The sequence below is a fragment of the Cellulomonas sp. URHB0016 genome, from assembly GCF_054057935.1.
In genome coordinates, this window is record NZ_JBSRZU010000001.1 from 1,710,460 (window position 1) to 1,722,361 (window position 11,902).

11 protein-coding genes are annotated in these 11,902 nt (G+C 72.8%); 2 read left to right on the forward strand and 9 right to left on the reverse strand.

Annotation, left to right across the window (positions count from 1 at the left end; translation table 11 throughout):
• Nucleotides 1-5: 5 nt before the first annotated feature.
• The 7 genes from ACVW07_RS08005 to ACVW07_RS08035 form a co-directional block, all read right to left on the reverse strand.
• Nucleotides 6-263, reverse strand: coding sequence for an acyl carrier protein (locus ACVW07_RS08005; RefSeq protein WP_456818717.1), 258 nt, complete (start codon nt 261-263; stop codon nt 6-8).
• Between the two features lie 57 nt (nt 264-320).
• A complete protein-coding gene (locus tag ACVW07_RS08010) occupies nt 321-1,052 on the reverse strand; it encodes an SDR family NAD(P)-dependent oxidoreductase (RefSeq protein ID WP_456818718.1) in 732 nt (243 codons plus the stop codon).
• Nucleotides 1,049-2,332, reverse strand: coding sequence for an ANL family adenylate-forming protein (locus tag ACVW07_RS08015; protein WP_456818719.1), 1,284 nt, complete (start codon nt 2,330-2,332; stop codon nt 1,049-1,051). Before ACVW07_RS08015 ends, ACVW07_RS08010 begins: the two co-directional genes overlap by 4 nt.
• Complete coding sequence (locus ACVW07_RS08020) at nt 2,329-3,222, reverse strand: transglutaminase domain-containing protein (RefSeq protein WP_456818720.1); 894 nt, start codon at nt 3,220-3,222, stop codon at nt 2,329-2,331. Before ACVW07_RS08020 ends, ACVW07_RS08015 begins: the two co-directional genes overlap by 4 nt.
• 87 nt (nt 3,223-3,309) lie before the next feature.
• Nucleotides 3,310-4,089 (reverse strand): ABC transporter permease, encoded by a 780-nt coding sequence (locus ACVW07_RS08025; protein ID WP_456818721.1) that lies wholly within the window; start codon nt 4,087-4,089, stop codon nt 3,310-3,312.
• Nucleotides 4,090-4,102: 13 nt separating this feature from the next.
• The gene (locus tag ACVW07_RS08030) at nt 4,103-4,939 is read right to left on the reverse strand and encodes an ABC transporter permease (RefSeq protein ID WP_456818722.1); all 837 of its coding nucleotides are present in this window, start codon (nt 4,937-4,939) and stop codon (nt 4,103-4,105) included.
• Complete coding sequence (locus ACVW07_RS08035) at nt 4,936-5,976, reverse strand: ABC transporter ATP-binding protein (protein ID WP_456818723.1); 1,041 nt, start codon at nt 5,974-5,976, stop codon at nt 4,936-4,938. Before ACVW07_RS08035 ends, ACVW07_RS08030 begins: the two co-directional genes overlap by 4 nt.
• A gap of 626 nt (nt 5,977-6,602) precedes the next feature.
• On the opposite strand from ACVW07_RS08035, the gene ACVW07_RS08040 reads away from it, so the two are divergent.
• Together ACVW07_RS08040 and ACVW07_RS08045 are read left to right on the forward strand one after the other, a co-directional pair.
• The gene (locus ACVW07_RS08040) at nt 6,603-8,342 is read left to right on the forward strand and encodes an AMP-binding protein (RefSeq protein ID WP_456818724.1); all 1,740 of its coding nucleotides are present in this window, start codon (nt 6,603-6,605) and stop codon (nt 8,340-8,342) included.
• A gap of 194 nt (nt 8,343-8,536) precedes the next feature.
• Nucleotides 8,537-10,009 (forward strand): outer membrane protein assembly factor BamB family protein, encoded by a 1,473-nt coding sequence (locus ACVW07_RS08045; RefSeq protein ID WP_456818725.1) that lies wholly within the window; start codon nt 8,537-8,539, stop codon nt 10,007-10,009.
• Between the two features lie 225 nt (nt 10,010-10,234).
• On the opposite strand, the gene ACVW07_RS08050 is transcribed toward ACVW07_RS08045, so the two are convergent.
• Both ACVW07_RS08050 and ACVW07_RS08055 read right to left on the reverse strand, forming a co-directional pair.
• Nucleotides 10,235-11,413: a flagellar hook protein FlgE gene (locus tag ACVW07_RS08050; RefSeq protein WP_456818726.1), complete on the reverse strand. Its 1,179-nt coding sequence runs from the start codon at nt 11,411-11,413 to the stop codon at nt 10,235-10,237.
• 33 nt (nt 11,414-11,446) lie between these two features.
• On the reverse strand, nt 11,447-11,902 hold the full coding sequence (locus tag ACVW07_RS08055) for a flagellar hook assembly protein FlgD (RefSeq protein WP_456818727.1): 456 nt from the start codon (nt 11,900-11,902) through the stop codon (nt 11,447-11,449).

Sequence of the window (11,902 nt, forward strand, 5' to 3'; positions counted from 1 at the left end):
GCGGGCTACTCCTGGTGCGCGACGTAGAAGTCGACGAGCTCGCCGACCGTACGCGGCGGCGCACCCTGCTCGATCGCCATGAACGGGTCGTAGCCCAGGGAGGTCTCGAGGCGGGTGATGAGGACCGCGAAGGCGAGGCTGTCGAGGCCCATGTCCATCAGGCCGTCCGAGTCGGTGATGGTGCCGTGGCCGCTGCCCTCCTCCACGAGCAGCCGGGACATCTCCCCGACGACGGTCTGCTTGATCTGCTCGGCGTCGAACATGGTGAACCTCTCTCCTGCGTCTGTTCCCGCACGGATGGTGCGGCCGGTCTCACGGGGTCAGGCGGTCGAGCCGGCGTCCACTGTCAGGACGGTCCCGGTCACGCCCGCTGCCACGTCGGAAAGGTAGTAGGCGACCGCTCCCGCGACCTCGTCGAGCGTGACGAAGCGCCCCAACGGGCTGCGCGCGCGGATCCGTTCGAGGTTGCGGTCCCCGATCGTCTCGGTCATCGCCGTGTCCAGGAAGCCCGGGGCGACACAGTTCACGGTGACCCCGCGGCCCCCGACGTCACGCGCGAGCGACCTGCTGAAACCCTCCAGCCCCGCCTTGGCCGCACTGTAGACCGACAGGCCACGGAAGCCGGTCGACGCGACGATCGACGTCACATTGACGATCCGTCCCCGCCGCTCGGAGATCATCGGGCGCACGACGTGCTTGGCGAGGAGCACGGGCGAGACGAGGTCGAGGTCGAGCGCGCTCCGGATCCGCTGGTCAGGCATCATCGGGAGCAGCCCGTCGACCGCGCCTGCGGCGTTGTTGACCAGGGCGTACGGGACGCCGAACTGCTCGACGAGCCGGCGGACGAGCGTCGGCAGGCCGTCGAGATCGCTCAGGTCGGCGCGGACGTGGTCGTACGTCTCCCCGACCTGAGCCGGGTCGACCTCGCGCCGCGAGACGCCCACGACCGCGTACCCGTCGGCGACCAGGCGCCGGGCGACGGCGAGCCCCAGCCCACTGCTCGTCCCCGTCACGAGGACGCGAGGGGCGTCCGGCCCGGATTCGTGGCTCATGTGCGCTGCACCTTTCCTGTACGGGCGACGGGGAGCTCGGGCACCACGTCGATGCGTGCGGGGACGTGGTACCGGGTGAGCTCGTCCAGGACGAGCGCCCGGAGCTCCGAGTGCAGGACCGCCACGTCCGGGGCCGCCCCGGGGGCGAGCACGACCTGGGCCGTCAGCAACGACCCCGTGAACGAGCTGCGCAGCGGACGCACCAGCGCGTCGTGGACCGCGGGGTGCCCTCTCAGCACGTCCTCGACCTGCTCGGGCGCCACCTTCTCGCCGGCGACGTTGACGAGCCCCGACCCCCTGCCGAGGAAGTGCACGCGGTCCCCCCGGACCTCGACGAGGTCGTCCGTCCGGACGAAGCCGTCGGCGTCGGCGGCGCTGGACCCTCCCGCCCGGACCTGGAGCTCGCCGTCGCGGACCCGCAGGGCCGTCCCGGCAGGGCCCTCGTCGAGGTAGCCGGCGGGGAAGCCCTCGCGCCCGTCGCTCACGGAGAACGTCGCCCCGGCCTCGGTCGAGGCGTAGACGTGCGTGGTGCGCGCGCCGAACGCCGCCCGCAGGGCGTCGAGGAGCGGCTGCGTCGCGATCTCCCCGCCGAGCGTGACCTGGCGGAGGCGGAGCGCCGACGACGACGGCGCCTGCAGGATGCGCCGCCAGTGCGTCGGGGTCGCCGAGATGGCGTCGACCCCCTGCTCGGCGAGCCAGGCGACCTGGGCGTCGATCCCGTCGACGTGTGTCGCGTCGACGAGCTCGTCGCCGCCGAACCACGCCTGCAGGATGAGCTGCAGCCCCGCCATGCGGGTCGGTCGGTAGAGCAGCCCCCATCGCCGGGGGCGGGCGCTCGCGTCCCCCGGCACCGCGCCCGGCGCACGTGCGGACGACGCGAGCGAGGCCAGGAGGTGGTCGGTGGCCCGCGGCTCGCCGGTGGTGCCCGACGAGTACAAGCGCCACCGCGTGGGGGTGCGGGGGTCGCCGATCCGGGGGGACGGCGCAGGCGTGGCCGGGACGACGGCGTCGGCGTCGTCGAGCAGCACGGCGTCGCCGGTCGGACGGGGTGAGACGCCGGAGACCAGGTGCACGCCGGACGCCCATCCGTCGAGCGCGGCGACGGCGGCCGTCACGAGGGCGGCGTGCCGTGCGTCGACGACAGCGGTGGCACCCGCGGGGACCCGACGACGGAGCCCGAAGACGTCCTCCTCGAGCTCGCGCCGGGACAGCGCGGGCGGGGTACCGCCGAGGAGCACCGGAGCCGTGACGGGCTTCGGGTCCTGCTCGACCGCCGTCACGCCGGCCTCAGCCGCACGTCGACGTAGGTCCGGTGGACCTCGGACCCGCACTCGTGCGAGACGTAGAACTGCTCGACGTCGTCCAGCGGGATGATCCGGTTGAGCCGCGAGCCGAAGCAGAACGCCTTGTACTGCGGCGTGAAGAACGTGTCGGCGATCATCGCCATCGCCGAGTCGAGCGCCTTGGTCGCCCCGTCCTCGTCGACGACCTCCACCCAGCGGTGCCAGCGCGTGCGCGCACCGCCGAAGATGTAGCCGGACCTGACGTGTGCGTCGAGCCCTGCCGACCGCAGGTCGAGGGCGAGGACCTTCGACAGCGCCGCGCAGTCACCGACCCGGCGCTGCCGCGTCAGCTCCGTCTCGGCAGCGAGGGCGGAGGTGGTGAACTGGAACCCGTACGTCTCGAGCAGCTCGTCCCACAGCGCCCGCACCACCGGGCTGACGACCTCGCCGGCGCGCCCCTGCATCGTGATCGAGCCGCGCCACTGCGCCTCCCCGCCTCCGGCCTGGCGGTCCGTCCAGGTCGCACCGGGGATGTCCGGGTCGGGCCATCCCGTCGACTCGCACAGCGCGCCGCGCGGGCACAGCGTCGTCGCCGTCATCTCGTACTGGTACGGCGAGATCCAGTCCGAGCCGTAGGACCGCAGGAGCCGGTTGAAGAAGAGCATCTCCCGCTCGCCGCGGCTGCGCTGCGCACCCTCGGCGAAGCCGAGGTTCCACACGTCGTACCGCTCGACGAGGTCGCCCGACGTCGCCAGCCCGGCCTCCTGCAGGTCGCGCAGCTCGTCCTCACCGCAGTGCAGGATCCCGCGGGCCCGGCTCTCGTCGATCCATACCTGGTACCCCGGGGGGCTCGGGGTGATGCGCTCGAAGGCGTCGATGAGGCTCATGCCGACCTTTCTGGTCCGCCGACGGCGGTCCGTTCTTCGGGGCCCGGATTGACGGGGGGACGTCCGGGCGGGGTCGTCGGTCGCGCGCTAGCTGCCGGAGCTCTCGTACCGGGCCATCCCCTTGCGGAACACCCGGACGCCGGCGACGAGGCAGTACGCCGCGACGAGCGGGGTGAGCCAGCCGACCCACGACGTGTTCGACGTGGACAGGACGGCCGTGGCCGGGAAGTAGCTCATGAACGCGTACGGAAGCACGAACGTCAGGCCGATCTTGACGAGCGGGCCGTAGATGGTGATGGGGAACCGGGCCAGCTCACCGACGCTGTGCATCGCGAACGCGAACATCGACCACGGTGTCTTGAGCCAGAACGCCGCGCAGTTGGTCACGATGTTCAGGCCCACCTTGACGAGCGACGCGCAGACGAGCAGCACGACACCCAGGCCGACGAGCTGCGGCGTCCACTCGACGTCGACGTTCCTGACCGCGCCCACGAGGAGCGCAGACCCGAGGACGACGTTGCCCAGCCCGTTCATCCCGATCTGCGAGCTGAGGACCTGCAGGAGCGGCGAGAACGGCCGCACCAGCAGGGCGTCGAGGTTGCCGAGGTTGACGGTCGCCGCGAGAGTCCAGATTCCCTGGCCGAACAGGACCGCCACCCCCTCGGTGAGTGCCACGAGCGCGTAGATCAGCACGACGTCCCAGAACTCCCAGCCGTTGATCTCCGGCACGTTGCGGAAGATCGCCCAGAGGAAGACCACACCGACGCCCTGCGTGACGACGGCCGCGACCGACATGATCCAGAAGTCGGCCTCGTACTCCAGGGTGGAGCGCAGGTGGGCGCCGAGGCACCGTCGGTAGAGCCACACGGACCTCCTGAGCTCACCCACCGTGCACCGTCAGCTTCCGGGTCGCGGCACCCCACAGCGCGCGGCCGAGGAGCCACAGCCCGACGGCCCAGGCCGCCTGGACCGCGACCGCCACGACCGCGTCGGTCCCCGACAGGTGGCCGACGTAGAGCAGGGCGGGGGTGGACGCCATGCCGGCGAACGGGAGGAGCGACGCCACCCGCTGGAGCCACTCGGGGAAGAACGCGAGCGGGACCAGCGCGCCCGAGAAGAGGGTCACCAGGCCGATGCGCGCCGCCTGGACGCCGATGTAGTTCCTCGTCCAGAAGACCACGAGCGCGCTCATGTAGACGATCCCGAACCGCAGCGGCAGCACGAGCACCGCCGAGACCACGAACAGCCACCGCACGTCCTCGGCCGGCGCGGACATCCCGCCGAAGAACGCCGCGGCGCACGCCGCGACCGCCAGCGCGGTGGCGAGCTCGTAGACGCCGAAGCCGACGGCCTCGGCGAACCGCGACGCCTGGTAGCCCACGGGACGCACGAGGTCGATCGCCACGTCGCCCTGCCGGATGCGTCCGGCCATCCGGTAGTCGACGTAGCTCGAGACGAGCGAGCCCGCGACGAACGCGACGAGCAGGTAGCTCTTCATCTCCGGCCAGCTGAAGCCCGACTGCGCCCCCGCAGCGAGGACCGACCGCCAGAGGTAGAGCATCGCGAGGGCCGAGACGGCGGTGGCGAGGAGGCCGAAGACGAAGCTGGTCTGGTACGCGACCAGGCTGCGGAACGCGGCTCGGGCCATGGCGGAGTACGCGCGGGTCGCCCCGCGGATGCCGTGACGCCGCGGCGCGACGAAGGTCAGCGTGCTCATGTCGCCCCCTCGTCCCGGACCCGCGTCGTGCCGGTGGGCGCGACCAGGCGGCCGGCGTAGACCTTACGGACGACGTCCTCGATGGCCGGCTCGTCGATCCGGATGTCGAGGACCTCGACCTCCTGCTGCACGGCGCTGAGCACCTCGCCGGCCGTCACGCCGGACGGGTCGAACGTCACCGAGAGCTCGAGCCCGCCGCGACCGTCGGCGACCTGGGCGCCCGGCAGCCGAGCCTCGACGAGCGACAACGACGACGGCACGCGCGCGAGCGTGAAGTGCATGGTGCGTTCCCGGGCGTACGTCTCCATCACGTCGCGCAGATCGCCGTCGTGCACGATCCGGCCCTTGTCGATGATGACCAGGCGCTTGCAGATGTCCTCGATGTCGCCGAGGTCGTGCGTCGTGAGCATCACGGTGGTGCCCTCGGCGACGAGCTCGCGGACGAAGGCGCGCAGCCGGTCCTTCACCTCGATGTCGAGGCCGATCGTCGGCTCGTCGAGGTACACGATCCGGGGGCTGTGGATGAGCGCGGCGGCGAGGTCGGCACGCATGCGCTGCCCGAGGGACAGCCGGCGCGCGGTCGACGGCAGGATGTCCTCGATGCCGAGGGTGGTGACGAGCCGCTCGAGCGTGGCCTCGTACTCGACGCGTCCCAGGCCGTGCATGTCCCGCAGGAGCTCGAGGGAGTCCCGGATGGGAAGGTCCCACCAGAGCTGGGTCCGCTGGCCGAACACCACCCCGATCCGGCGGGCGTTCTCGATCCGGTTCTGGTGGGGCACGAGCCCGTCCACCCGGACCTGGCCGGACGTGGGCACCAGGATCCCCGACAGCAGCTTGACCGTGGTGGACTTGCCCGCCCCGTTCGGACCGACATAAGCGACCGCCTCCCCGGACTCGACCGCGAGGTCGACACCGTCGACAGCGACCTTGTCCGTGAACTTCCGCTCGAACAGATGGCGCACGGAGCCCTTCAGCCCTGGCTTCTTGTCCGGGCGGCGAAATGTCTTTCGCAGATCCTCTGCCTCGATCAGCTTCACGGTGCAGATGCTGGCAGACCCGGGCGATCCTCGCCAGGGAGTCACATTCGGGACGGACGAACCGCGCGCCTCCTGGGGGGCGGCGGAGGACTCCTGGTCCGGCGCGGACCGAGCCGTCCCGCGGCTCGCGGCCACGAGCGACGGGGCGAGGGTCGGAAACCTTCGCGCAACGGGGAGCTCCGCGCCGCCAGGCTGCCTCCCGGCCCGTGCCCGGTGCCGCCGGAGGTGGCCGTCCGGAGGTGGCGGCACCCTGACCGCCCCGTGCCGGACCCGGCGACGGGCCGGCGCACCCGGCCACCCGAGCCGCGCCCGCGGGCGTCGGGACGGCGACCGCGACCCCGGAACGTGTCGAGACGTCCGGATCATGAGACCTCGAGCGCAACTCCTGCGGAGCTGCGGGCCGCTCGCTACTGTGGACGCCGCCGCCAGGCACGTTGCTCGATACTTTCGACGGCCGAACCTTGCGTCGAGAGCCCGCTCCGGCGCAGCGTCGAGCCATTGAGCTCGTGTCGTTGACGATATTCCGCAAACAATTCCCGGCACCCCGCCCGGGAATGTCCCGAATGCCCCCGTGTTCGTGGTTGGAATGAGGTGCTCCCATTGTCCGAGCCGTTCGCCGAGGCCGCGTGACGCCCGTGCCCCCGCCCGACCGTGCCTCCGCCCTCCCCGCGACCACCCTGTTCGACCTGCTCGAGGCACGGTCCGACGACGAGCTCCACGGGTACGTCGCCGTCGACGGGGACGACGTGCGACGTCTCACGTACGCCGAGGTCTGGCGGGGCAGCCACGACGTCGCGGAGACGCTGCGGAGCGCACCCGCGCTCGCGTCAGGGTCGTCTCGCGTCGCCGTCCTGGTGCCGACCGACGACCCGCTGGCGTTCGTGACGGCGTTCTTCGGCGCCCTCCTCGCCGGAGCGTGCCCCGTGCCGGTCCCGGACCCCTTGACGGGACACCCACGCAACCGCCGTCGCGTCGAGTCGATCCTCGCGGCCTGCCCGGGTGCGGTCGTGGCGGTGACGCCCGCACGCACCGGCCCGATGCGCGAGCTCGTCCAGGAGGTCGGCATCCCCGCCGAGGTCTGCACGGTGGAGCCGCGGACCGGCCCGCGCCCGACCACACCCACCGCCGGGACCCCCGGCCCGCTCCCCGTCGAGGGCGAGTACTGGCAGTACACGTCGGGCACGGTCGGCCGCCCGAAACGGATCGCCGTCGACGTCGAGCAGGCCGTCCGGCACCTGCGCCAGGCGGCGGACGTCTACCAGGAGAGCCAGGAGTCCGTCTCCGTCAACTGGGTCCCGCTGCACCACGACATGGGACTCGTCACCTCCGTGCTGCGACCGCTGCACGGCGGCTACGACTCGGTCGTGCTGCGCCCCGACCGCTTCGTCGCCCGACCCGCGGTCTGGCCCGTGGCTCTCACCCGGTTCCGCGCGACCCACACGTCCGCGCCGGACTTCGGCTACGCCCTGTGCGCGCGCAAGGCGGCCCTGACCGACGACCTGGACCTGTCCCGCCTGAGAGTCGCCCGGGTCGCGGGCGAGCTGGTCCGCGCCCGCACCATGGAGCGGTTCGCCGAGGTCTTCGGGCCCGCGGGCTTCAGGTTCGACGCGTTCGCCCCGTCGTACGGGATGGCCGAGGCGACCCTGACCGTCACCACGTGCGCCGTCGGTGACCCCCCGGCCGCGCTGTGGGTGGACCGCGCGGCACTGGCTCGTGACACGGTCGAGGTCACGGACGCGGAGCGTCCCGGCTCCGTGAGCGTCGTCTCGTGCGGTGCCCCGCTGCCGGGGACCACCGTCACGGTCCTGACGCCCGACGGCACCGACGCCGCACCCGAGCTCGCGGTCGGGGAGGTCCACGTCGCCGGCCCGCAGGTGGTCCTCGGCGAGGAGTCCGTGACGGTCGCGGGGGTCGTCGGGCGGCGCACGGGCGACCTGGGCTTCCTGCACCGCGGCGAGCTCTACCTGGTCGGGCGCAGCCACGAGAGGTTCCAGGTGAACGGCGAGAACTACTACATGAACGACCTCGAGGACATCGCCCAGCGGGCAGACCCCAGGGTCCGCGCAGGCCGCGTCATGGTCGCGCCCGACGACGACGGCGACCCCGTCCGCGCCCCGCGGGGCGTCGTCGTCGCCGCCGAGCTGCGCGGTGACGACGTCCCGTCGCCCGAGTCGTTCGAGCTGATCGGTCGGCGCATCGTCGGCGCCGTGTCCCGCGAGGGAGGGCTGACGGTGACGTCCGTCCGGCTCGTCGAGAGCGGGACGCTCCCCCTCACCAGCAGCGGCAAGCTGAAGCGCGGCCACGCCACCACGCTCACGGGCCTGCCCGGGCTGTGGCACTCGACGCGCAAGGACGACCGGTCATGACGAGGACGTTGCCGGGTGAGCCCGCCCGGCTCCCCGACGCCGCGGGCACGGAGAGGCTCGCCGAGGTGGAGGGCGACGTCCGCCCTCGTCGCCGGTGACTGCGCCGAGTCGTTCGGCGAGCTCACGGCGGACCGGATCCGCGACCGGCTGAAGACGTGCCACGGCACGTGCAGGGGCGCCGGTAGGGTCCGGGCATGTCGCGACACGAGGAGCTGCGAGACGTCGAGCTCGTCGAGGACGACCTGGCACCCGCGCCCGCCGGCAGGCCCACCCGGCTGCGCGTCCCGCGCCGCTGGCTCGTCGCCGGTGCGGCGGTCGCCGTGGTGGCCGTGGGCCTGAACCAGTGGGTGTCGACGTCGCGGGAGGACGCGGCGGTGGCGCGGTTGACCGGCGTCCCCGGCGTGCTGGCCCCGGTCGACGGGACGCTCACCGTGGGCCGGCATGTCCCGGACGACGAGATCGAGGACCCGGCCCCCACCCGGGGCGGGACGCTGCGGCGTGAGCACGACGGGTCGCTGAGCTTCCGCTGGGTCGGGGCCGCCGGTGCCGGGTGGACGGCGTCGCTCCTCCCCGCGGACCCGAGGCTCGCGGACGCCGGCCACGTCTGGTCCACGAGCGACTGCGCCACGGATGCGCCCCCCGCCGCGGACCCCCTGTCGGCCACCCGGGTCGTCTGCCTCGTCGCCGACGGGGGCAGCGTGGCCTCGGAGAACGGCAAGCTCGAGCCGGTGCCGACCACCAGCGTCTCCGTCGTGGTGCTGTCGGCGGCTGACGGGTCCGTCGAGACCCGGTGGCCCGTGCCGTCCGGCGAGGCCATGGCCCTGCTGCCGGGCGGGCTCGTGACCGTCGGGTGGCTCGCGGACCGCACCGCGGCCGTCACCGGGTACGACATGCTGACGGGCGCCGAGCGCTGGACCTACGAGCAGCCCGTCACGCCGACCGCCGACGCACAGAGGGCCGGGTTCCAGGGCGTGTCCCTGCTGCGGTCCGGCGACCTGGTCGCGTTCGTGCCGCCCGACCGTGCGACCGTCCTGCTGTCGACCGACGGGAAGCGCGTCCGCGGCGACCTCCTCGACCCCGGCTCGGAGGCCGGGGGTATCCGGTACGACCCGCGCACCGGCCGCCTGGCCGTCAGCACGGAGGGCGCCGCCGGGTCCATCCGCTCGACGTTCGTGGCCCCCGACGGGAACCCGGAGGGCGACCTCGTCGTCCACGGCAGCCCGCTCTACGTGACGGTCGACGACGGGAGCGTCCCCGGCACCGCGCTGACCGCCGACGACCGGACCGTCCGCGGCGCCGGCGCGGACGGCAGCCGATGGTCGGCCGACGTCGAGGCACCCTCGTTCGCGCTCGTGCTGCGAGGCCGCGTGCTGGTCTCGTGCGGCCACGGCGTGGTCGCGATCGACGGCCGGTCCGGCCACGTGCTGTGGCGCACCGCGGGCGAGCCCGGGCTCGCTCCGGGCAACCTCATGACCGACGGGCGGCACGTGCTCGTCGCGTACGAGCAAACCGGCCCCGACGCGAGGGCCGCGGTCGTCGCGTACGACCCGGCCAGCGGCCAGGAGATGTTCCGGGCGCCGTACCCGGAGGGCGTCGTGGACGTGAACCCGTGGGGCCGGCACCTGATGGCGACCGAGTCCGGCGGCGCGGCGGTGCTGCTGGACTGAGCGCGCACCGGCCCGCTCCGGCCGGCCCGCTCCGGCCGGCCCGCTCCGGCCGGCCCGCTCCGGCCGGACCGCGACGCCGGACGTGGCCGGCGGCCGCGGCGGACCGTGGCCGCCGGCCGTCGCCCACGCGTGCGCGGCGGCTCCCGGACATGACGCGAGCCCGACCTCCCGGTGTTCGCGGGGAGGTCGGGCTCGTCGTCGCAGAGCCGCGTGGACGGCCGTGGGTCAGCGCTTGAGGTTGACGAGCTCCTGCAGCACCTCGTCCGACGTGGTGATCACGCGGCTGTTCGCCTGGAAACCGCGCTGGGCGATGATCAGGCTGGTGAACTCGCTGGACAGGTCCACGTTCGACATCTCGAGGGCGCCGCCCGCGAGCGAGCCGCGGCCACCGGTGCCGGCCGCGCCGACCTGGGCGTCGCCCGAGTTCACGCCGGTGCGGAACAGGGAGCCACCGGCCTTCTCCAGGCCCGCCGGGTTGGTGAACGAGCCGAGGGCGAGCTTGCCGACGGTCTGCTTGAGGCCGTTGCTGAACGCACCCGTGATCGTGCCGTCGGCACCGAGCGCGAACGACAGCAGCGTGCCCGCCGCCTGGCCGTCCTGCGTCTTGGCCTTGACGGTGTCGAGACCGGAGAAGCCGGTGAGAGCGGAGATGTCGACGGTCGTACCGCCCACCGCCAGCGTCGTCGGCGTGGTGAGCGCACCGTTCGCGGCGAACGTCATGGCCTGGGGGCCCGTGGTCGTGGCACCGTCGACGCCCTCGACCGACCAGACGCCCGCGGTCTTCGTGAACGTGAGCTCCAGCTCGCGGGGCGCGCCCGTGGCGTCGTAGATGTCGATCGTGCGGTTGAGGATCGTGCCGTCCGCGGCCGCCGCGTCGAGGTTGCCCTCGTACGTCGCGGACGTCGTGGCGACGGCGGCCATGAGCGCACCGGCGGGCACGCGCAGGTCGCTGAGCGGCCCGTTGGTGTCGACGACGCCGTTGACGGCCGCCCAGCCCTGCACCAGGGCGCCCTCGCCCGGGAGGACCATCTGACCGGTCGAGTCGAAGTCGAACGACCCGGCGCGCGTGTAGTACGTCTCGGGGCCCTTGCGGACCACGAAGAAGCCGTCGCCCTGGATCATCATGTCGGTGCTGCGCCCGGTCATCTGCGAGGCGCCCTGCGTGAAGTTCGTGGTGATGCCCGCGACGCGCACGCCGAGGCCGACCTGCGCCGGGTTCGTGCCACCGGTGCCGGCCTGCGGCGCGCCCGCGTTCTGGACCACCTGGCTGAGGGTGTCCTGGAACTGGGTCTGCGACGACTTGAAGCCGGTGGTGTTGACGTTGGCGATGTTGTTGCCGGTCACGTCGAGCATGGTCTGGTGGCTGCGCAGACCGCTGATGCCGGAGAAGAGCGAACGAAGCATGAGGGGGTTCCCTTCGGGTGGTCGAGCAGAGGATCAGGCGGAGGAGGCGGGGGCGGTGACGGGGTCGGTCACCGGGGCGGTCACGGCGGAGACGGAGTCGAGGCTGACGTCCTCGTCACCGATCTTCACCATGGGCACGGGGCCGGCGTAGGAGACCGCGGACGCCACACCCGTGTGGTCGGCGCCGTCGGCGTCGGTCCAGGTGACCTGCTGCCCGACGAGCTCGGCGGCGGAGGTCCGCATCTGCAGCGCGAACGACTCGCTCTGCGTCTTGGACAGCTGCACGAGGCTCTCCATCACGGACAGCTGCGTGGTCTGCTGCATGAGCTGCGAGGAGTCCATGGGGCTGCTCGGGTCCTGGTTGCGCAGCTGCGCGACGAGCAGATCCAGGAACGCCTGCTTGTCGAGGTCCTTGGACGGGGTGCTCCCGTTCGTGCCGGTCGCTCCTGCGGCACCCGTGCCGCCGAGGAACGAGACGTCGATGCTCAT